General features: G+C 54.8%; 11 protein-coding genes. 8 read left to right on the forward strand and 3 right to left on the reverse strand.

Annotation, left to right across the window (positions count from 1 at the left end; genetic code table 11):
- The first annotated feature begins 50 nt into the window (after positions 1 to 50).
- The 6 genes from Pla144_RS01985 to Pla144_RS02005 all read left to right on the forward strand — a co-directional run bounded on the left by Pla144_RS01985 (position 51) and on the right by Pla144_RS02005 (position 8,161).
- Positions 51 to 3,245, forward strand: a complete 3,195-nt coding sequence (locus tag Pla144_RS01985) for a type I restriction endonuclease subunit R (RefSeq protein WP_146447641.1) — start codon at positions 51 to 53, stop codon at positions 3,243 to 3,245.
- Between the two features lie 150 nt (positions 3,246 to 3,395).
- Positions 3,396 to 3,566 (forward strand): hypothetical protein, encoded by a 171-nt coding sequence (locus Pla144_RS24400; RefSeq protein WP_197530322.1) that lies wholly within the window; start codon positions 3,396 to 3,398, stop codon positions 3,564 to 3,566.
- Between the two features lie 335 nt (positions 3,567 to 3,901).
- Positions 3,902 to 4,672 carry a hypothetical protein gene (locus Pla144_RS01990; RefSeq protein ID WP_146447642.1) on the forward strand — a complete coding sequence of 257 codons (771 nt, stop codon included), beginning with the start codon at positions 3,902 to 3,904 and terminating at the stop codon, positions 4,670 to 4,672.
- Positions 4,673 to 4,782: 110 nt separating this feature from the next.
- Positions 4,783 to 5,073, forward strand: a complete 291-nt coding sequence (locus Pla144_RS01995) for a DUF1580 domain-containing protein (protein WP_146447643.1) — start codon at positions 4,783 to 4,785, stop codon at positions 5,071 to 5,073.
- Positions 5,074 to 5,159: 86 nt separating this feature from the next.
- Complete coding sequence (locus tag Pla144_RS02000; protein WP_146447644.1) at positions 5,160 to 7,856, forward strand: hypothetical protein; 2,697 nt, start codon at positions 5,160 to 5,162, stop codon at positions 7,854 to 7,856.
- A complete protein-coding gene (locus tag Pla144_RS02005) occupies positions 7,853 to 8,161 on the forward strand; it encodes a hypothetical protein (RefSeq protein ID WP_146447645.1) in 309 nt (102 codons plus the stop codon). Before Pla144_RS02000 ends, Pla144_RS02005 begins: the two co-directional genes overlap by 4 nt.
- 697 nt (positions 8,162 to 8,858) lie before the next feature.
- On the opposite strand, the gene Pla144_RS02010 is transcribed toward Pla144_RS02005, so the two are convergent.
- Positions 8,859 to 10,103: a beta-ketoacyl-[acyl-carrier-protein] synthase family protein gene (locus Pla144_RS02010; RefSeq protein WP_146447646.1), complete on the reverse strand. Its 1,245-nt coding sequence runs from the start codon at positions 10,101 to 10,103 to the stop codon at positions 8,859 to 8,861.
- A 320-nt stretch (positions 10,104 to 10,423) separates the two neighbouring features.
- Here Pla144_RS02010 and Pla144_RS02015 point away from each other — a divergent pair, with 320 nt between their 5' ends.
- A complete protein-coding gene (locus tag Pla144_RS02015) occupies positions 10,424 to 11,572 on the forward strand; it encodes a fatty acid desaturase family protein (protein WP_146447647.1) in 1,149 nt (382 codons plus the stop codon).
- 35 nt (positions 11,573 to 11,607) lie between these two features.
- Here Pla144_RS02015 and Pla144_RS02020 read toward each other — a convergent pair whose 3' ends face one another.
- Entirely contained in the window at positions 11,608 to 13,668 is a 2,061-nt protein-coding gene (locus Pla144_RS02020; RefSeq protein WP_146447648.1) for a sigma-70 family RNA polymerase sigma factor, read from the reverse strand.
- 333 nt (positions 13,669 to 14,001) lie between these two features.
- On the opposite strand from Pla144_RS02020, the gene Pla144_RS02025 reads away from it, so the two are divergent.
- Positions 14,002 to 15,231 carry a hypothetical protein gene (locus Pla144_RS02025; RefSeq protein ID WP_146447649.1) on the forward strand — a complete coding sequence of 410 codons (1,230 nt, stop codon included), beginning with the start codon at positions 14,002 to 14,004 and terminating at the stop codon, positions 15,229 to 15,231.
- Between the two features lie 78 nt (positions 15,232 to 15,309).
- On the opposite strand, the gene uvrA is transcribed toward Pla144_RS02025, so the two are convergent.
- Positions 15,310 to 22,404 carry an excinuclease ABC subunit UvrA gene (gene uvrA / locus Pla144_RS02030; RefSeq protein ID WP_146448961.1) on the reverse strand — a complete coding sequence of 2,365 codons (7,095 nt, stop codon included), beginning with the start codon at positions 22,402 to 22,404 and terminating at the stop codon, positions 15,310 to 15,312.
- Positions 22,405 to 22,541: the final 137 nt, after the last annotated feature.

Below are 22,541 nucleotides of genomic sequence, written 5' to 3' on the forward strand. Positions count from 1 at the left end.
TGCTTGTTATTGTTGGTGGAAACACGAAACGAATAAGTGAAACTTGGGGCATGAGTACCGACTTCTCTGAAGACACTCTCGTCGAACAGCCAGCCGTCGCCCTGTTCTCTGATCTCGGCTACGAGACAGCAAACTGTTTCCACGAAAAGTTCGGCACCAGTGGCTCGGCCCTCGGACGAGAGACAACCGAAGAGGTCATCCTTGTTCCAAAACTACGGAGTGCCTTGCAGAAATTGAATCCCGATCTCAGTGGCGAGGTGATCAACCTTGCTATCGAGGAACTCGCCCGTGATCGCGGTGCCATGAGTCTGGTGCAGGCGAATCGGGAGGTCTACAAGCTCCTCAAGGATGGCGTGAAGGTGGCCTTCCAGAATGACGAAGGCGATGAGACCGACGAGACGGTTCGTATCATCGACTGGAATGATCCCGAGAACAATGACTTCTTCCTGGCATCACAGTTCTGGGTGTCAGGCAGCATCTACAAGAAGCGTCCCGACCTCGTCGGCTTCGTCAATGGTTTGCCTTTGATCTTCGTCGAACTCAAGAAGAGCCACGGGAAGATCGAGCATGCCTACAAGCACAACCTCAAGGACTACAAGCGGACGATCCCGCAACTGTTCTGGTACAACGCCCTCATCATCCTGTCGAATGGTTCCCAGGCAAAGGTCGGCAGCATGACCGCTGGGTGGGAACACTTTGCCGACTGGAAGCGAATCAACACCGAGGGGGAGCAGGGCATTATCTCGCTGGAGACGCTGATTCGCGGAACCTGCGAGAAGTCACGCTTCATTGACCTGGCCGAAAACTTCACGCTCTTTGAAGATGCCAGGGGTGGGCTGGTGAAAATCACAGCCAAGAACCACCAGTTCCTCGGCGTCAACAATGCTGCGACTGCCCTGGAGGAAATCCAGGAGAACCAGGGGCGGCTCGGCGTGTTCTGGCATACGCAGGGGAGCGGCAAGAGTTTTTCCATGGCGTTCTTCTCGCAAAAAGTGCTGCGGAAAGTGCCTGGCAATTGGACCTTCCTGGTGGTGACCGACCGCAATGACCTGGACTCTCAGATTTACAAGAACTTCTGTAACACCAGCGTTGTCACCGAGGACTGCCAGGCCGACAGCGGTGCCCATCTTAAGACACTGCTCTCAGAAGACCACCGCTTCATCTTCACGCTGATCCAGAAGTTTGGCACCAGGCAGGGGGAGAAGTATCCCAAGCTGTCCGACCGTAGCGACATCATCGTGATGACCGACGAGGCCCATAGAAGCCAGTACGATACGCTGGCCCTCAACATGCGGAACGCCTTGCCCAATGCCGCGTTCATCGGCTTCACCGGTACGCCGTTGATGGCGGGTGAAGAGAAAACCAAGGAAGTCTTTGGCGACTACGTCAGCATCTACAACTTCCAGCAGTCCATCGAAGATGGTGCCACGGTCCCCCTGTTCTACGAGAACCGCATCCCCGAATTGCAGTTGGCTAACGAGCATTTCAATGAGGACCTGGAACGGTTGATTGAGGCTGCGGAACTGGACGAGGAACAGGAACAAAAGCTGGAGCGGGAGTTCGCCAGGGAATACCACCTGATCACCCGCGATGACCGCCTGGAGAAAGTCGCCGAAGATCTGGTGGCCCACTTCATGGGCCGCAAACAAAGCGGCAAGGGGATGGTCATCTGCATCGACAAGGTGACCGCCGTCAAGATGTACGACAAGGTGCAGAAGTATTGGAAGGCGTACCTGGGCGGGCTGAAGGCCCAATTGTCTGTGGCTGATGAGTTGACTCGCCCTGAGTTGCAGAAGCAGATCGATTTCATGGAAGCAACCGACATGGCCGTGGTCGTGTCCCAGCAGCAGAACGAAGTCGAGTTGTTCCAGGAGAAGGGACTCGACATCGAGAAGCACCGGATCCGCATGGTCAAGGAGGACATGGAGACCAAGTTCAAGGATGCCGACGATCCATTTCGGCTGGTCTTCGTGTGTGCCATGTGGCTGACCGGGTTCGATGCCCCAGCGGTCTCGACCATATACCTCGACAAGCCGATGAAGAACCACACGCTGATGCAAACTATTGCCCGGGCGAACCGTGTCTTTGGCGAGAAGAACAATGGCCTGATCGTGGATTATGTTGGCGTGTTCCGAAATCTCCAGAAGGCCTTGGCGATTTATGGCTCGTCCTCGGGTGGCGGTGTCCAGGATGGTGAATGTCCGATCCAGAAGAAGGAAGAACTGGTTGATGAGTTACGGCTTGCCATCGCTGAAGCGGTGGACTTCTGCAAGGACCGAGGTGTTGATCTGGATGCCATCCTGAACGCTGAGGGGTTTCAGAAGGTGGCCTTCCTGGACGATGCCGCCACCAATCTCGTGGACAAACTGGTCAACGAGGCTGTGGACGACGCCGTGGAACAGGTGATCGTCAACGACGACCTGAAGAAGAAGTACCTTTCGCTTGCCAACCAGGTGGTGCGACTCTACAAGGCAATCCTGCCGGACGCATCGGCCAATGAGTTTGCACCGATCAAGACGTGCTTGGCTGTGCTGGCCGACAAGATCCGCAACTTCACCGAAGAGGCCAGCATCGACGTTGTCTTGGACCAAGTTGGTGAGTTGCTGGACGAGTCCATTGCCACCAGGGGATATGTGATCCACCCCACCGAAGAGTCGTCGCTGATCGATCTCAGCCAGATCGATTTCGAGGCACTCAAGGCCCATTTCGAGAAAGGCCGCAAGCGGACCGAGGCGGAGAAGCTCAAGCGGGCGGTGGGTGCCAAGCTGCAAAACATGGTGCAGTTGAACAAGACCCGCACGGACCTGATGGAGAAATTCAAGCAGCTGATCGACGAGTACAACAAAGGATTGGATGTCGAGGGCTTCTTCGCCAAGCTGGTCACTTTCGTCCAGGATCTTAGTGCGGAAGAGCAACGAGGCGTGTCAGAGCAACTGACCGAGGAGGAGCTGGCATTGTTCGACATCCTGACCAAGCCGGAGATCGACATGACCGCCACCGAGAAAGAGGAGGTCAAGAAGGTCGCCCGGATGCTACTTCAGACGCTCAAGGAAGCGAAGTTGGTGTTGGATTGGAAGAAGAAGCAACGAACCCGGGCCGATGTCTACACGACCGTCAGGACAGTCCTCGATCAGCTCCCACGGGCGTACACACCGGAGCTGTACCAGCAGAAGTGCGACACAGTTTACCAGCACGTCTACGACAGTTACCTGGGCGAGGGGCGGAGTATTTACGCGGCTTCTTAAGCCACACCGCCAACATCATTCCATTTGCCAAGCCCATCGATGAATGATTCTGGGGGCATTCTGTGGCCTCAATTTCCTCCGGTTTTTGCAACCGAAGGCCTTTTTCTGCGGTTTCAGCGATTTGTCTGTTGACACGTTGAAACGGCATTGATGAACAATTCTCATAGACTCTCTCCCCGACTTGAGGGACTCCGAGCGATTCTGGGGGCATCCTGGGGGCTCAATTTCTCCCGTTTGCTGCAAACGTCGCCCTTTTTCTGCGGTTTTAGCGATTTCACTATTGCAACGGCAGTGTGGGTCGACCGCGAAGAATGGACCTAGACGAGGCCAGAGTGGCCCCATGGGTACCTCGTGCGGGATCGAGGGTGTGTCACATCCGGCAACATGGTTTCGTCGGCTATTTCTACCAACGCGAGACCACCTACTTCTTAGAGGATTCTTGGCTCTACTGGACGATGGGGGACCCATCTCTGAAACCGTGATTATCAACCGCTGCCAGGAGTCCGAATCTTAGGAGAACCGGCCTGAGAACGGAACTCTCCCTGAGCAGATCAACTTATAAAACAAGCTGCAAGAGAAAAGTACTGAAAGCGATTAATTACCATCATATAATGGGTTTATAGGATCTGCCGACCTAGGGGGGGATGAAGAGAGAAATGAGTGAGAGTCATGAAAATCTGAACATCGATCCCAAGGTTCCTCTCCACGAGAAGGCGTTGGAGTTAGCAGATAGTATTGATCGATTCGGTGACATCCTCTTGAAGCAGTGGAATATCGAAGAATGGCTCAGAGAGAATCCTCTGGCAAATACACTCACTTCTAAAGATGTGGCCGATACCCTTGGTAGATGTTTTGCTTGGGCCGAGTCGTGCGTTCCACATGAGGAAGGAGTGAGGTTTAAGAAACGAATTAATGGCTTCTTAGATTTCGTCATAAAAGTCGAAGAACAGTGTCAAAAACGGATTTCAACATTTACGTCCGAAGTGGGTTTAAGCGGCCAAAGACTCGGAGGTGAAACAGTATGGAAGTGCACTGAGAACCAGAGAATCTACCTGAACCTCGCCGTAACTCATACTTCGGAAACGCTTCGAGTCTGGGCCAATACCATGCGAGAGAAGGCATCTGAAACACCTCCAATACCTGACGGCCCATTGCCTGGGTTTAGATGGGGCAAAAATGGCGAAATCATCGCTGAGCAGCTGCAGCCCGCGGTCTGGAAGATGCTGGACCACCTTTGGAATGTAGATTGCCGAGTTGCCGCTTTCGACCAATTGAAGCAACCTATATACGACGATTCTGAGCACATCGCTGATGCAGGAGCTTTCGGCTCTCTTCGGAAAAAAGCGAATGCTTACTTTCTAAAGCATGAAATACCTTACAAAGTCAGTATTAAGCAAGCCTCTGTGATTCTTAGCCCTGCTGATTAAAGTATCTGCTGCGGGCCAAATAAGCCCGCGTCTGGCTCGGATTTGGCCCGCTCTCATCACTACCATTCGCAATTAACTGGTTTTCTTTCCACTTAATTGCGAGGACTGTGATGAAACTGAACGAGAAATTATTCCCCTTAGCTAAGGCCTATGAATTGGCCTTTGGGGTCCGTCCCAATCCGTCCACATGCCAACGGCACCGACTCCATGGCATCAACGGCGTCAAGCTCGAGACAGCTAAATATGGGGGCCGTCGCATGACAAGTGTAGAAGCAGTGCAACGCTTCATAACATCTGTAACTGCTGCAGCTGACGGCCCGGTGTGTCCTCCCAGGACTAATCGTCAGCGAGAGGCAGCGATCTCCAAAGCAGAGCGAGACTGCGAACGGGACGGTCTCTGAGCGAATGGAATAAACCGGTCCACGTGGCACAAGAAATTGGCCCGCAGCCTGCCAGGGCATACGGGCCATGAATTAAGGGGAACATAATGAATTATAAACAATCGCATGACAAAGATACAGTCAAAAAGGCCGCTGACAAGGCCGCAAAGAGAGTCACTGGTCCAGCCAAGGACTTGAAGTGGCAAGAGTGGTCAAGCGAGAAGGCCAAGACTTGTATGGCGGCCAACCCCGGCATCACTGAGGAGTCGTTACTCGCTCAGGGGTGCAGGATAGCTACCTACAAGAAGCGTTGCTCTGTCATCGCTTTGCCAATCATTGGGGAGGATTTGGATACCACTAAGCCGGTTGGCTACCTCGTGAAGAATATCAATGGCCGTCCCCTGCCAGTGCACGACGGGAAAGGCAACGTTGTCGGGAAAGTGAACGAGAAGCTCACATATGGCTCGAAGCAAGGCATTATCGGCGTACATGCCATTGAACGTCTGAAGGCAGGAGAGGACGTAGACACGGTTTGGAAGGTAGACGGCATCACCGACCAAGCGGCATTATATGCAGCAATACCCGAGGACCTACGCGACCGACATTTGGTCATCACTACCTCTGGCGGAGCCCAGGAGAAACCCACGTGGCATAGTGATCTGCTGGCGAACTACAACGTCAACATCCTGCACGGTTGCGACATGTCTGGGCAAGCTAGTGCCGAGAATTGGGCCAAGTCCCTTACCGTTAGCAATGATGAAGGTACCTCGGTCCGCAATGTGGTGCTCCCCTACGCCATCACCGAGAACAAGGGCGTCCGGGATTGGCTGAACGAAGGGCATGACTATGGTGATCTACTCAACCTAGCAGAATCGACAGCGACGACAGAAGTCCCCTTTGCCGACGAGAAACGCCTGCCCCAGGTCGAACTACCGAAAGGCAGTCAGAAGATCATTGCTGCTGGTAAGGACTATGGCAAGTTACTGGCGGCGAAGGAGACACACTTTAACCGTAACGGGTCTGTTTTCCTAGTGGGCAAGGACATCTCGAATTCCTCGATTCTTGTTCCCTGCGATCCCGAAAGGCTTGCCAGTGATCTTGAACAGGTGGCCAGAATAGTGACCTCCAAGATGAGTGGAGAGGAGAAGATCCTAATACCAGCAGTCTGCCGTAAAGGGGACGCTAGCCTTATTCTGAAATCCCAGGCGTTCAAGGAGCAGCTGCCGCCACTCAATCTGCTGTCCAACTGCCCTGTGCTAGTTGAACGGGATGGACAGCTGGTCGAAGTCGTGGGTTACGACCGGGAGAGCGGAATTCTTGCTGATGGCGAAGCCCCAGTTTCGGTTCCGTTAGAGGATGCAAAAAGGCTGATCAATGGTCTACTGGCCGATTTTAATTTCGCGAGTGCATCGGACCGGTCACGAGCCTCAGCAGCCATCATCACTCCAGAACTCGTGTTCGGAAAGCTGCTCCCTGGTCGTGCTCCCGTGGACCTCGGCGAGGCCGACAAGTCGCAGACCGGGAAGGGATATCGAAACAAGATAACTGCGGCAATCTACTATGCCAAGCTAGCCGCAATTAGCCAACAATCTAGTGGCGTCGGCGGCCTTGGGGAAAGTTTTGATAGTGCATTGATTGCCGGCAAAAACTTCATCTCGATTGATAATGTGCGTGGGAAAATCGACTCCCAAAAATTAGAGTCCTTCATGACTGAGGACTCCTTCAACGCCCGCTGTGCCTACAGTCGCAATATAGGGATCGACCCAACCAGATATATTGTCATGTTTACCTCCAACAACGCGGAGGTAACGCCAGATTTGGCTAATCGATGCAGCAGCGTGCGGATGCTCAAGCAGCCTGAGGGTCATCAATTTACCAAGTATCCGGAGGGAGACCTCCTCGCCCATGTGCGGGCCAACCAAGGCCTCTACCTGGGTGCCGTGTTCGCCATCATCAAGGAGTGGCACAGGCAAGGTAAGCCTCTTACCAAAGAGACCAGGCATGACTTCCGTGGCTGGGCCCAAACCCTCGACTGGATCGTACAGAACTTGCTGGGGGGTGCTCCCTTGCTTGATGGGCATCGCGAAACCCAAGCACGCATGGCGAGCCCGAACTTGAACTGGCTCAGGGAAGTTGTCCTGGCCGTCGATGGGCAAGGCAAGTGCGACCAATGGCTCATTGCCTCTGATCTCGTTGACATTATCGAGGAAGCAGGGGACATCGAAATCCCCGGGCTGAAAGAGACCGGGGACCTGGGGGACGAGGAAGTCCGCAGGGTCGTTAACCAACAGATGGGAAGAAAGCTCAAGCAATGTTTTGGAGATTCCAGTCGGCGTGAGCTAGATGGCTTTCAAGTCGATCGCGAGGAGTATCAGGATGATGCCTCTCGAACTCGTCATCGCTACCGAGTCACCCAGGTTGGTCCAGCAGATTCCCCTGATGACGAAGACCACATGGCCCAAGCGAACGGAGCCTCCAGGCATCAGGGGAGTGCCGACCAGCGAGAAGCCGTTTCCCCTGATGAGCCCCCTAATGGCCCCCTAATGGGTCCCCTAATAAATCCTCGGGTTTCCCCTAATCCCCCTAATGGTTCCGTAAAAGATATTAGCTCCAAAAAAATAGATTCAGGGGACATGGATATTAATAACTTATTAGGACCTGATAGGGGGATTAGGGGAAACCCGGAAAACATTAGGGGGACCATCAGGGGAGATCAGGGGGCTGATAGGGGAGGTATCCATGACCTGGCAGTTGACCATGCCCCGCAAGACGACGACGAGCTAGAAGAAAGGATCTTTGAATGATGGGCCCATCTCAAGGTGTTATCGAGCTTATCGAGGAACTCAAAGCAGTGAGAGCGGTCTTGAGCGTGGACCCTCGGAGACGGCTCAAGGTGCGTGCTCCGCGTGGGGTTCTGAATGACGAACTCAGTGGTCGAATAGCTGCGTTCAAGCCAGTGCTGGCGAATCTAGTTCGCATGAGCAAATGCGATAAGTGCAGGTCAACACAATTCGTCGATGTCGAAATCCATGGTGGTCATTCACTCCGCCGCGACTGTGCCCGGTGTGGAAGCTTCGTTGGGTTCCCCGTCTGGAACCCTCAGGAGTAGGGTGCTAGACAGCCCATGCTCTCTGTACCACTGACGCCACAGTGATGACCCCCGCTGCCGCTCTGACCCCCATCCGTGCAGTAGGAGCGTAGGTGGCAACCTTCAAAATCCTGGGGACTAAGTACGTTTACGCGTGCTGGCTGCTCGATGGACCTGATTATCCAGATAGTGCCTGGCTTTACCCACCAGCTCATTTTCAGAAACGGTATGTACAGTTTGTGAAGTCATGTCATTTTGTCGACTACCGCTATTCTTCGAGAAAGAATGCAATTGTTTGAATGAGATTGCAACTGTCGATTTTCAATGTAAGATGCAATAATCACCGGGAAACACTGCGTTTTTCATGAAACTCTGAGTCGCCTTCGGAACCAGGGGTTGGGGGTTCGAGTCCCTCCGGGCGTACTTCGATATTCCGTGAGGAATACTAGATTTCAAGGGGTATGAACGCTCTCTTTTGCAGTCCCTTCTTTTCCTCCCAGTTGTCAACGATTTGCACGGGTTGTCAGAATCTGGTGCAACGCGATTTCGCCCGTTGGTTCCCGTGGTGACGTTGCGTTGGTGTTCACTTGGAGTCGCGCCCAGCGTCGGCGACGGGAACGGATATTGCCAAACGAAATGCCCCCGCAGTTCAATATCTGACTCAGCGAACACAATGGTGAGAGGTACGGGTAAAAGCCAATCTGAAACCCAGCCAAATTCACTCGCCACTCACCAACAATGCAACCGCCTGCCCCGTGAGTTTATGGTTCAGTGCCAACATAGCCGAAGACTTGGGGATTTGAGTCGTTCTCACTACATTGAGCGAATCGATAGGGTCGTCGCAGTTTAGGGTCGGCGGGATTTGATTCTTCTGTAGCCCCAACAGGCTGATTGCCAATTCGATGGCGCCGCCGGAGGCGCCGCTGTTGCCGACGAAACTTTTGGGAGCCGTCACTGGCACATCCTGCAGCTCCGACTGAATCGCAGCGGCCTCCACGGCATCGTCGTCGATCGTGCTGAGTCCATGGGCGTTCACATGGCCGACCTCTCTGGGGGAGACATGTCCCATCTCGAGAGCCGCTTGAATAGCTTGACGAATCGACTGCCCGGTGGGCTTCTTACCGCGAGAGACTGATTCCGAGCGGCGACCGTAGCCCAGGATGCGACCAAAGATCTTGGCCCCCCGCTTCTCGGCATGTGTCCGGCTTTCGAGGACAAAAACGGCGGACCCTTCGCTCATTACAAATCCGTCGCGTGCCGAATCAAACGGGCGACTGGCGGCAGACGGAATGCTGTTGTTGCGAGTCATCCGAGCCCCACCATGCCAACAGACATCAACCCAAGCCAGCAGCGAGCCGGTGGCCCCGGTGAGCATCACGTCGGCGTGGCCACGGGTAATCGTGTCGGTCGCCTCGATCATTGCCAGCAATGAGGAGACATCTCCCTCGACAATGGTATTGTTTGGCCCGCGGGCGTCTTTGGCGATGCCGATGTGGCAAGCCGACATGTTGGGCAGGTATTTCAACATCCACAGCGGATACAGCTCCTTGATGGCTGTATCCCAGCGCGTGAAGTCAAACTGGCCGTTTTTGTTTGATTCCTGGTACAAGGCGGTGAGCTCTGGCAGCTCCGAGCGGAAGACGCTAGAGCCCAAGACGACCCCGAGCCGCTCGGCATCGATTTTGGCGTCGGTAAGTTGGGCATCCGCCCATGCTAGCTCCGCAGCAGTGAAAGCAAGCTGAGTCTCGCGGCACATGACCTTCAGGCTTTTGCGGGGCTGCACATATTGCTTGCCATCAAAATCGGGCACTTCACCGCCAATAGTCACTGGAAAACCGGCTTCGACCAAGCGAGGAATCGTCCGGACACCGCTCGCACGATGCTCTATGGCCGACCAGACGGCCTCAGAGCCGATACCCAGCGGGCAGACGATCCCCATTCCCGTGATGACAACTTCTTGCACGAATTCGATCCAGCACGCTAAATTTAAGGCATCGAGGCGGTTATTTCGGGCACTTTTACGCCCTTCAAAGAGCCTCCCCCGCGAACACCCGAGAAATAACAGTTTATCGCTAGAAATGGCTGTCAACAACAGGAGCGAATTGGGCACATTGGGTAGAAAATCCAAACCGAGAGGAATAAACTTCAGGATAAAGCGAATTTACGGTCCACCAGAGCCGACCTAAAGGAATGTTCGCACCCGATTCCCGTAGGTAATCTTCCACGGGAGTCATCAGTTCATATCGTACCCGGATTCGCCGTTGGGATAGATCACGATCGACCATGTCGCAAGCAACTGCCACAGCCGTGACACCTGCCGATAGCATCCACCCTCATGGTGTGTTCTCGCTCTCGGAAGCCCGACGCATTGTCGGGGAGTTCTTCACGCCCAATCCCTGGATTTTTTGGCCCGATTTTCTGATCAGTTGGACGGTGGGGATCGGCTGTTTCCAAATCGTCGATTTTCCCGAATTGGTCACCGCCAACGAGTCCTGGCATTGGCCGGTGCGAATTGTCGCCTTTGTCATTTCGTCGCTGTTGATCTACCGCTGCTCGTTGTTTATCCATGAGTTGGTGCATATTCGTGCGGGGGAGTTCACCGCGTTCCGCTTCGTGTGGAATCTGCTCTGCGGGATTCCTTTCTTGATTCCCACGTTTGTGTATTACACCCATCTCGATCACCATCGTCGCAAGCACTACGGTACCAAAGAAGATGGCGAGTATATCCCGCTGGCGCGACTCCCAGCATGGCAGATCCTCTTCTATCTATCTCAGATTTTTGTCATCCCGATCGTGGCCGTGTTTCGCTTCGGGGTACTCACACCTCTCACGTGGGTGAGTCCCAAGCTACGCAAATGGGTTCATCGCCATGCTTCTTCAATGATTATGGACCCGACCTATATTCGCCCCTTGCCAACTGAGAAGACGCTGCGAGTTATCCGCTTTCAAGAAGTGCTAGTGTTTCTTTTCATATGGATGGTGGCCGTGCGAATGGTGTGGGCCGGGGGTTTGTTGTTTGAGGAACCTTTGCCCCCCACGTTTTTGTTGCATGCTTATCTCACTGGGGTATTTGTTCTGTTGATCAACGCCCTGCGCACCTTGGGTGCCCACCGCTGGACCCACCTCGGAGACAGCGAGATGACGTTCGTCGAACAGATGCTCGACTCGGTGAACTATCCGAAGCATCCATTGACTGGCGGCTTGTGGGCACCGATCGGACTGCGGTTTCATGCACTGCACCATATCTTTCCGACGATGCCCTACCACGCCCTGGCCGAGGCCCATCGCCGACTCATTCGCGACCTGCCCGCCGACTCTCCCTATCGCCGCTGCCAAGCAGAGTCACTGAGCGAGGTTCTCGGTACTTTATGGCGAAGAGCACGAGAGCATGACAAGACAGCCTCTCAGCGCAAATTTGAGTTGGGAGCGTAACTGCGGCTTTAGTTTTTGCGCTAAAGTGCTGCTATTTATTCTTTGGAAGAATTCAAGGATTGAGCAGGAGAAGGGTAGAGCTCTGGAGCTGCAGGGAAGTAGACGGGTACTTTCGCGGAGAGAACCACCTGAACCTTGGGATCGGTAAGTGTCTTGCTCAGATGCTCGCGAATTGCTTCTTCCGCCTCGATTACGGTCAATCCAGCAACTTTGACGCGACCGTACATCACTCCCAGCGGCACTGTCCCCATCTGTTCGACCGTGTATTCATAATCAAGTGGTGAGTCCGGAAGAGCACCACTCACTTGGATCTTGATTTGATCTCCAGGCTGGAGCTGGAGCTTTTGAACGCGAGGTTGCTCGAACGTGGGAACGGGGGTTGATGCATTGGAATCTTGCGGAGAAAAAGGGAACTGCGGATGATTCGTGGCTCCCTGGGCAGCACTCATCGCATGTGTCGTCGCCGTTAACGCCTGTTTTTGAGCGACGACATATTTTTCTTGAGCTTCTATCACTGCTTGCTGGACTTCTTCTCGCAATCGCATTTCAATTTGACGCGATTTCGCAAGTGCTTCATCTGATTTTGCCAGTGCGCGCATCAATTGAGTCTTATCGTCTTCGGATGGTTGGGGCCAGGCTTGCACAGCCTGCGCACGAGTTTCTGGCAAGTGTTTGAGTTCTTCCAACATGGCGAGTTGCCGTTCGAGCTGAACTTTCAGACTTTCCGCCTCAGCTCGGAGAAGATACTTGCGAGACTGCTCCATAAGCTTTTCGCGTTCATGACCCTCGTGATCTAGGGCGTCGATTTCAAACTCTTTGGCCTTGAGCTGCAGCCCCAGTATCTTGCCTTCCGACTCAGCGAGTTTTCGTTGCAGTTCAACGTTTGAAGAAAAACGAGATTCACCAAGATTCGGTTTCGAAACTACCTGAGGCGGGAGCGGAGAGGTAAAGTTAGGCTGAGGCACCAATGCTGGAGGGGCAATTGGTGCGGGTGGATGGACTTCGACATGTTCATGTTTTATCACCGGTGCTCGTGGTGGCGTGGGCTGAGATGGGGTTGGAGCGGGTGGCGATTGGGAAGCGGCTGCCTCTACGGCGGCAACCGACTCGATCGCAATATCTTTTTCCACGGGTTCAGAATCTTTCCTCAGGACGGCATCAGCTTGCAAGTCAATTGCGGCGGAAGAAGCCTGTCTCAAGGAGTGGTCGCGACTTGCTGATTCGACGGCTACACTTGCCGTCGCGGCAGTCAGCAAAACAGCGACAAGCATTGCGGGTTTGGCGATCGACGCGATTGTCATGGCAGTAGCTCCTTGTTGGGCCAAATGGAGGGCATGTTGGGAAACATTTGAAATTTGTGCAGAGCCGCTCGACCAGGCCTCGCAACCGGCGACCGTGCCGCCGATCAACTGGGGAGTGACGGCTGCCAATGCAGATTTCACGGGTAGCGACATCGCGCTCATCGCCAAGGAAAGGCTCACGCCACGGCGAATCAATCGTTGCCGCAAGAGTTGCCTCCCGCGAGCCAGGCGGCCTTTGACCGTCTCCAGAGTGCAGCCCAGCTCCTCGGCCACCTCGCGGCGCGAGTTGCCTTGCAGATAACACAAGACGAGCGGGAGTTGATAGCGTTGTGGGAGCGCGTGGAGTTCTTCGAGCAGGATCGAGCGCTGTTCGTGCGCCTGAACGGAGGCCAGTTGTTCTTTGATATCAGCATGGATGTCGCTACCTAAATCAAGGGTTGGTTTATTTCGTGCGGCCAGCCGCGCCCGCAAAGCCGTGCGGTACGCCACTCGGTACAACCAACCAGCAAGCGAATCGCACTCGCGAATCGTGTCCGCCCGTTTGGCCAATATGAGAAACGTGGCTTGAAAGGCGTCTTCTCGATCCTGGTGGTGACGGAGGATTTGCCAGCACAGCGTCCAGACCATGGGACCATGTTTTTCGACCAACTCGGTGAATGCCTCTTCGTCACCGTGGCAACGATAGCGCATCAATAGCTCACCATCGGTCGGCGGGATGTCGAGAACTGCCGCACTGGCATTCCCGGTGGGTAAGCCATTGCGGCGATTGGGTCGTGTTGTGGCGATAGGTTCCATAGGACTCTCACAGTATTAGAGCCGGACTATATGCCGGCAGGACCACTAATTTTATGAGAAATCCTTTTTTTCTTCTGGCTAAATCGGGCTAGCTTAATCGATGTAAGCGACGACTACCGTTTTGGTTAAGGCGAATTAACTGGATCAAATCGCCTTTTTTGCCCACATTTAAATCGGACCATATGCTTGATTCGTGCCTGAGTTCCCGTACGCTAGACATTCACTTGGTGCAATTCGAAGCATTCAGGCCATTGCATTTGCCTGTCTTAATGCTTTGCACCGTCGATCCGTATTTTTCTAGAATTAGCGATTAGCTAATGGGAAGGTAGTCTAATGACTCACACAATCTGGGGACTTCTGCTGTCCCTCGCAGCGCTCTTATGCTTTACGGGCAGCGATGCTGCTGCTCAATCAATTTCGCTCGACGACAACCCGATGTTAATGGGTGGCTTTGGAAAGGGAGCTGAGGATGAATTCGGCTTTGCAGCGGCTCCTGCCCTCACACCATCTCCCTCGCTCGGAGCACTAGGAGCACCAATTGATGGGAATGTTTTTACGCCGGGGATTCCAGCTATCTTGGAGCACACACCCAACGGTGGATACATTGATGCCTTTTCGACGAACAAGCCGATTCCCTTAGCGCTTCCTGGCGGGCCTGTGCCCGCGATCACACTACAGTTCAGCGTAGATCGTTTGACGACTGGCTTACCGGGAAGTGCTGTTCTGACGGAGTCGGGCTTTGTCCAGCAAATGGGGGATATCTATACCTCGACTGCCACGTTTCCTCATCCGGTAATCTTCGCGGGTATGCCCCACCCAGCGATTCCGTTTCTTGGTCCTTTACCAAGCGCAGGCGTTGGTGGCTCGAACACATTGTTGATCGATGAATCAGCCTTCGGACTCACCACGGCGGTTGGGATTGTGCCCCCTGGAGTGTTTGCTGGGCCCCTCGGAACTGGTTCTCACGACAACGTGGACGCATTTGATTTCAGGAGCCTGGTCCCTGATCCTTTGCCGTTATTTCCTGGAGCCGGGGTGTACCCAGTGCATTCTTATTTCTCCATCGCACCTGACGAAGCAGTTGCTGTAGGAGCCTCAGCAGCCGATATTTTTGATACGGCTGCTTTTGCTTCGGGGACTGCACCAACTCCTTTCGCCACATCACTATCGATGGGCCTCGATTCACTCGGCTTGAATACCGATTCGATCGATGCACTCGTTATGTTTGACAGCGGGCTGGTTGGTGGGCCTGAAAATGGCGGGCCCGGTGGAGAACCAGGACGCGATTTTGCCTTGTTCAGTCTGGCACCAGGTTCGGCGTCATTGGGCACAGCAGTCGGAGCGGCTCCCAAGAGTGCTTCTGATGTTTTCTTTACAGACTTCACAGGAAGTTTTTCCGTATTCGCCTTCCCTGGTGATTTAGGGCTACCCGCAGGCCTACCTGGATTTCCATTCCAGAATCAGTCCAATATCGACGCTTTAGAAATAACAGTTCCTGAACCAACTTGTGGTTTGCTGCTGTTGGGAATGGCCTCTATCGGCTGGTACGGTCGTCGACGCTAACACGGACGTTCCTAGATTTTGATAAGAACGGCTTGGGAGGCATTTGGCTTCCTGAGCCGTTCTGTCTTTGTAGAAGCCTCAGCTAGCCGCGATGCGTTCCGCAGCACCCCCGACAGCGGCCAGATGCTCGATCAGGAAATCTGGCAGGTCGCCATTCAGGAGATCTTCTCCCATGATGAAACGGAGCTTGACTTGATCGAGTTCGTCTTCGCTTGTTTTGATTGCGCGGTTGGCGGCGAGGTCGGCTATCCGCTTCGTATCAAAAACGCCCGAGGGACCGTTAAGTACTAGATCGATCCCGGCGAGTTGCTTGGTGTAGACAGTGGCCCAGGGTTGTCGCTGCTGAGAGACCATCACGTTAACGACTTGCTGGTTGTTCCAGAGGAATTGTGGTTGAGAGGGGTTGTCCTCGCCTGCGGCCTCGCTTGCGACCTCGCCGAGAAGTTCCAATAGTTCTTCGAGTACCTCATTATTCCAAGCGGGCTTTTTGCCCGGCGGGAAACCCTTGCGGGCTAGGTGCCACTTGCGGCCCAGCACCTTCCAGGGCATTACATCTTCGGGATCTTGCGGGGTACGGTCTGTGAATTTGCGAAAGCCCGCAACCGCTTGTTCCAAAAACTTCCAGAATTCGGGGGTGTCGATCTCCTCCCAGCTGTAGGCCCGAATTTCCACTTCCTGAAACGGGGCCCGCAGGTTCTTGCACTTGACCCGCGAAGTACGACCATACGACTCGATCTCAGGAATGTCGTTGAGCGGCTTCAAGTCAAGAGCGACCGCCAACTGGTCTCGCTGGAACGTCTTCTTAGCAGTGCGGAATTTCATCTTCAAGAGCCATGGCTCGCCGGTGATTGCGTGAAAGAACCAGCCATCGGTTTTTTTCGCGGTGGCGATCTCGACGATAGTGCGGGTGTTCCAATTCGTGGGCGCAAAATCGCCAAGCTCCTGGATGCGGCGCTCGACGTGGTCAAGAATCTTGCCGTCCCAATGGCAAGGCGATCCGCTGCGGCTCACTCGGTCGCGAGTGTGCCAGCGGCGGCCATCGACTTCCCAAGGCATCTTGATCTCGCCGCCGAGGTCGTTGATTTCGACATCGCCCTCACGATTTTCAGTGAGCTGGTTGAAGTCAAAGGGTTTGCGTTTTTTGTGCGGGCCGGCGGCGAGGATCGGCGCGAGAGCGGCAGCGGTGTGGGAAATAGGAGTGGATTTCTTCCGGGCCGCTGAAGAGGCCTCGGCCGAAAGGATAATATCTTCGGGGGTGCCTGTGGAGACGACTTGGCCTCCCTCGGCGCCCGCCTCGGGGCCGATATCGATAATCCAGTCGGCTTGCTTAATCACGTCGAGATTGTGCTCGATCACCAGGACCGTATTACCGAGATCGACCAGGCGGTGCAACACATCGAGGAGCTTAGCAATATCGTCGAAGTGCAACCCTGTAGTTGGTTCGTCGAGGATGTACAAAGTCCTGCCGGTGTCGGGTCGGGAAAGCTCGGCGGCGAGTTTGACGCGCTGAGCCTCGCCGCCGGAGAGCGTGGCTGCACTTTGTCCGAGAGCGACATAATCGAGTCCCACGTCACATAAGGTTTGCAGAATACGACGGATCTTGGGAATGTTCTCAAATAATTCCAGCGCCTCGCCGCATGACATGGCTAGCACGTCGGCGATCGATCGACCTCGATACTGCACGTCTAGCGTCTCGGGATTGAATCGCTCACCATGGCACAGCTCGCAATCAACCCACACGTCAGGGAGGAAGTGCATCTCTATACACCGCTGGCCTGCACCCTCGCAGGCATCGCACCTTCCGCCGGGGACATTAAAGCTAAAGCGTCGAGCCGAGTAGCCCCGCAATTTCGCTTCGGGCAATTGTGCGAACAGATTGCGGATCAATTCAAACACGCCGGTGTAGGTCGCAGGGTTAGACGACGGCGAATTGCCCAGTGCTTTCTGATCGACGCGAATAACCTTGTCGATGTTTTGAATGCCGACGATGCGATCATGCCCACCGGGGTTCGTGCCGGCACGATGCAGCGTCTTGGCAAGTTGGTTGTAGAGCACATCTTCGACGAGCGAGCTCTTGCCGCTACCACTCACCCCAGTCACTGCCGTGAGTGTGCCGAGCGGGATGTCGACATCAATGTTTTTCAGATTGTTATGACGGGCGCCAAGGATCCGCAGCGTGGAGGACGAGTCCGCAGACCGGGCCGCTGAAGCGGCGTCGGCCGACTTTTTCATCTTTGGCCGAGGTTGCTTTAGCGGCCCGTTGTCTTCGCCCATGCGTCGATTCGTCGGCACCGGAATCGCCTTTTTCCCGGATAGATACGGCCCCGTCACAGACCCGCGACGCTTGGCGACTTCGGCGGGGGTGCCTCGAGCGACAACTTCGCCACCAAGCCGCCCAGCAGCTGGACCAAAATCTAAGAGTTGATCTGCACTCTCGACAACATCGCGATCATGCTCCACAACTAACAGTGTGTTCCCCAGATCACGCAGCTTGTGTAGTGCGGAGATGAGCCGTGCATTGTCCCGAGGATGCAGTCCGATGGTCGGCTCGTCGAGCACATAAAGCACCCCGCACAATCCACTCCCAACTTGGCTGGCCAAGCGGATTCGTTGCGACTCACCACCAGAGAGCGTTGGTGCCGACCGGCCGATGGAGAGATACTCCAGCCCTACCTCTAAGAGGAACGTAAGACGATTGCTAATCTCGCGGACCAATTCGCCAGCAACTTTTAGTTCTCTGGCTGAGAGTTTCCAGGCCTCGATTTCCGGCAGCAATCGGCCCAATGGCAATCGGCAGTATTCCCCAACTGTGCGGCCTTGAAACCGTACGGCCGAAGCATCGTCGCGCAGGCGACTCCCACCACACTGGCTACATTCGATTTCATCAACCAGATGATCGAGTTGCGACCTGAGTCGTGGCGACATTCGCGAAGCTTCTTCCAACGCGGGATAGAGGCCTTTGTATTGGAAAAGAAAGTTGCTTGGCGCTTGGCGCGTGGCGCTAGGTTTTTTCTTGCCTGAACTAGCGCCTCTCGCCTCGCTGCTAGCGTCTACCCTGATCCATTCATCCCCTGTGCCGTAGAGCACGATGCGGCGGTGGCGAGGAGATAGCTGTTCGAACGGCACGTCGGTTGGCAGTCCCGTGTGTTTAGATAGTGCGGCAAGCATTGCAGCGAATAGCGGTTGCTTAATACCTGGCCAGGCAAGGATAGCCCCTTCGGCGAGTGTGAGTTGAGTGCTACGCAAGAGTGCCGCCGGGTTGGCGCCGATCTCGGTCCCTAATCCCTCGCATGCCCCACACCAGCCAAGCGTATTGTTGAAGGAAAAATGATGCGGTGAGAGTGCTTCAAAGCTCCGCCCACATTTGCCACAGGAGCGATGCTGGCTATGCACTTTGGTTCGCCAGCGTGCTTCGGGGATATCCTCCTCGACCACAACTGTGACCATAACTCCGCGACCTAAGGACAAGGCGCTCTCGACACTTTCAGCCAAGCGGCTCCGGCTGTCGTTACGAATCGTCACGCGGTCGGCAATCACTTCGACTTTGTGTTTGCGGCGGCGATCCACTTCGGGCGCCGACTCCAACTCGAAAGTCTTGTCATCGATGCGCACCCGCAGATAACCACTCGCGCGCAGCGACTGCCAGAGATCAGCATAGGTCTGACCGGCCGCGAGCTCCACGGGAGCCATCAGATAGAGCTTGGTTCCTTCCGGCTCGGCAAGAATCGTATCGATCACCTCGTCAACACTTTGCGTGCCGACAGGGATATCGCATTCGGGACAATGCATCTGCCCTAGCCGCGACATCAATATACGGAAGTAGTCGTATATTTCAGTGACCGTTCCGACCGTCGAACGAGGGGAATGCCCGGTCGTACGTTGTTCGATAGCAATCGCGGGAGACAACCCTTCAATCGATTCTACGCGCGGCTTTTGGAGTTGGCCGACAAACTGGCGAGCGTAGGAACTGAGGCTTTCCACGTACCTTCGTTGCCCCTCGGCATAGATCGTGTCCATGGCAAGCGAACTCTTGCCACTACCACTTGGCCCGCAAAAGACGGTGAACTCATCGCGTGGGATCTTTACGCTCACATCGCGCAGGTTGTGCTCGCTGGCACCTTCGACGGTAATATGGGTTGCCTGTTTGACGCTCTCACGTTTGGCGGGCTTTGTGGTGCTGTGGGGCTTGCCATTGAGATAGGGAGCGAGGGCGGTAGCAGTGTGGAAGCGGAATGCTTCGCCGTTCCTGGCTGCTGAAGCGGCCTCGGCCATTTTTATGATTTGCTCAGGAGTGCCGGTGGCGATGATTTCGCCGCCGTGCTTGCCTCCATCGGGTCCGACATCGATAACCCAGTCGGCAGTTTTCACCACATCCAGATTGTGCTCGACGACCAACACCGTATTGCCCGCGTCCACAAATTCATGGAGAACCTTGAGCAGCATCTCGATGTCGGCGAAGTGCAAACCGGTCGTCGGCTCATCGAGCAGATACAAAGTGCGGCCGGTCGATTTCTTGACCAATTCGCGGGCGAGCTTGATCCGTTGAGCTTCTCCACCTGAAAGTGTCGGCGAAGGTTGGCCCAACTTGAGATAGTCGAGACCCACAGAGTGCAACGTTTCCAACTTGTGGCGGATCTGAGGGATATTTTCAAAGTGTTCAAGTGCCTGCTGCACGTCCATTTCCAGTACATCGGCAATTGATTTTTCCTTGTACCTGATCTGCAGAGACTCGTGATTGAACCGATGCCCTTGGCAGACGTTGCAGGTGATCCACACGTCGGCAAGGAAATCCATCTCCAATTTGTTCGAGCCATTGCCACTGCAAGCCTCACACCGGCCACCTGTCACATTGAAGCTGAACCGCCCTGGCTTGTAACCCCGTCGCTTCGCTTCGGGAAGCTGCGTATACAACTTGCGAATTTCGTCGAAAACCTTGATGTAGGTGGCTGGATTCGATCGCGGCGTGCGCCCGATCGGAGACTGGTCGATCGCGATCATCTTGTCGAGTTTTTCGAGCCCCTCGATGCGGTCATGCTCGCCGGGTTCTCCGTTCCCGCCATTGAGATCGCGGCGGAGTGCTTCTACAAGGATGTCGCTCACCAAGGAGCTTTTGCCGCTACCACTCGCCCCGGTCACGCACACAAACGCCCCCAAGGGGATTTCCATCGTGACGTTTTTGAGATTGTTATGCCGTGCGCCGTGAATTACCAGTTTCGAGTCGCCAAGTGATTCGATTCTTCGCTTCTCAGGTATTTCAATCTTTCTTCTGCCAGCGAGATAGGCACCGGTAATGCTCTTCCTCTCTTTGGCTACCTGTTCCGCCGTACCGACGGCCATGAGTTCGCCGCCCCGCACACCAGCACCGGGGCCAAAATCGACGACCAGATCGGCAGCCCGCATCGTGTCTTCATCATGCTCGACCACGACGACTGTGTTGCCCTGATCGCGGAGTTGCTCAAGCGTGGAGAGGAGCCGTTCGTTATCACGCGGATGCAGGCCGATCGAGGGTTCGTCGAGGATATAGAGTACACCAACCAGCCCACAGCCAATCTGCCCCGCCAGTCGAATCCGCTGGGTTTCGCCACCGGAAAGCGTGGGAGCCGTGCGACCCAGCGACAAGTAATCGAGGCCCACATTCGTAAGGAAACCTAGCCGCCCGCGAATCTCTTTGAGTACCTCGCTGGCGATTTTTTGTTGTGTTTCGTCGAGCACCAATTCACTGAAAAACTCCTTGGCTTCGTCAATCGGCAAGGCACTGACAGCAGGAAGAGTTTTCTGCGACTCGTCAGAAAACTTCGAGCTTGCCGTGCTCAGCGTCACAGCGCGGGCCTGAGGATTGAGCCGCTCGCCGAGGCAGTCGGGGCAGCCAATCACGTTCATATATTCTTCCAGCTTGGCGATGAGTGTCTTGCTCTTCGCACCACGGTACTTTTCTAAAAGCTCCGGGATAAGGCCTTCGAACGTGCCGCCGTACTTTTGTGAGTTCTTACCAGCCCGCCAGGTAAACGTGATATGCTCGTCCCCCGTGCCCCACAACCACAGGTAGCGAAACTCTTCGTCCAATTCCTGCCAAGGAGTATCGGTGAGGGTCCCCTCGGCCAGTTCAAGTTTCCGCTCCATCGTCTCAGCAACACCTTTGTAGATGTGCCGCTTCCAGCGTCCGAGATCTTTCCAGGGTCCAACGAGTTCGATGCAGCCATGCGAGAGCGACTTAGTCGGATCGGTAACCAGCTTGATAGGATCGAAGCTGAACATCGTCCCCAGGCCGTCGCATTCCAGGCACATCCCGCGCGGGCTGTTGAAGCTGAAGAGTTGCGGCGAGGGAGGCTGAAAACTCAAACCACAATGATTGCAAGCGTAGTCAGCCGAGACGACCATGTCTCCGACTTGCACCCCCGTCCCCCTTTTCGATTTCTTTCCAGCCTTCGGCGGTGCCGCTTCAGCGGCATTGTCCTCTTCTTGCGAGATGATGAGAGTCCCCTCACCCAACTTAAGCGCGAGATCAACCGCCTCGCCCAACCGAGTGCGGATCGTTGGCCCGTTCACCAAGCGGTCGATCACCACCTCAATGTCGTGCCGCATCTGCCGATCGAGCGAGAGATTGTCTGACAGCTGAACGACTTGACCATCAACTCGCGCGCGGACGAAACCCTTTTTCAGCAAGTCCTCAAACAGATCGCGGAACTCACCTTTCTGTCCGCGTACCACAGGGGCAAGCACCATGAAGCCCACCTTGGTGGGAAGCGTTTGAATTCGGGCAATAATCTCTTCACGCGATTGTGCCGTGATCGGCCGCTCGCATTGTGGGCAATGCCCCTGTCCGACTCGGGCATACAGAACCCGCAGAAAATCATAAATCTCGGTGATCGTCCCGACGGTGGATCGCGGATTGTTACCAGCCGACTTCTGTGCAATCGAGATCGAGGGGCTCAATCCACTGATGTGGTCCACCTCGGGCTTGGGCATCTGGCCAAGAAACTGCCGGGCAAACGTAGAGAGACTTTCAACATAACGCCGTTGCCCCTCGGCATAGAGCGTGTCGAAAGCAAGCGAACTTTTCCCGCTTCCACTCACGCCCGTAAGGCAAATAAGCTTATTTCGCGGCAACTCAAGATCGACGCCGCGGAGGTTGTGTTCGCGGGCACCTTTGATGATGATATCTGAAGCGGGCATACGTCCGTGTGGCAAGTTCAAGGGTGTCTTTAGCCTTAGCCGCGAAGTAACGCTTCGCAGGCATAAGGAAATAGCGAACCACCCATTATACGCCTCTGGCGATAAGAACCAACTGACGTTTTCTATTGGGGAGAGAA

This window comes from Bythopirellula polymerisocia (assembly GCF_007860015.1).
Classification (GTDB): Bacteria; Planctomycetota; Planctomycetia; order Pirellulales; family Lacipirellulaceae; genus Bythopirellula; species Bythopirellula polymerisocia.

Excerpts from the sequence above, each read along its gene's own strand:
- Pla144_RS02015 (WP_146447647.1), top strand. The coding sequence starts at position 10,424 with ATGTCGCAAGCAACTGCCACAGCCGTGACACCTGCCGATAGCATCCAC.
- Pla144_RS02005 (WP_146447645.1), top strand. The coding sequence starts at position 7,853 with ATGATGGGCCCATCTCAAGGTGTTATCGAGCTTATCGAGGAACTCAAA.
- Pla144_RS02020 (WP_146447648.1), bottom strand. The coding sequence starts at position 13,668 with ATGGAACCTATCGCCACAACACGACCCAATCGCCGCAATGGCTTACCC.
- Pla144_RS01995 (WP_146447643.1), top strand. The coding sequence starts at position 4,783 with ATGAAACTGAACGAGAAATTATTCCCCTTAGCTAAGGCCTATGAATTG.
- Pla144_RS01985 (WP_146447641.1), top strand. The coding sequence starts at position 51 with ATGAGTACCGACTTCTCTGAAGACACTCTCGTCGAACAGCCAGCCGTC.
- Pla144_RS24400 (WP_197530322.1), top strand. The coding sequence starts at position 3,396 with ATGAACAATTCTCATAGACTCTCTCCCCGACTTGAGGGACTCCGAGCG.
- Pla144_RS02025 (WP_146447649.1), top strand. The coding sequence starts at position 14,002 with ATGACTCACACAATCTGGGGACTTCTGCTGTCCCTCGCAGCGCTCTTA.
- Pla144_RS02000 (WP_146447644.1), top strand. The coding sequence starts at position 5,160 with ATGAATTATAAACAATCGCATGACAAAGATACAGTCAAAAAGGCCGCT.
- uvrA (WP_146448961.1), bottom strand. The coding sequence starts at position 22,404 with ATGCCCGCTTCAGATATCATCATCAAAGGTGCCCGCGAACACAACCTC.
- Pla144_RS01990 (WP_146447642.1), top strand. The coding sequence starts at position 3,902 with ATGAGTGAGAGTCATGAAAATCTGAACATCGATCCCAAGGTTCCTCTC.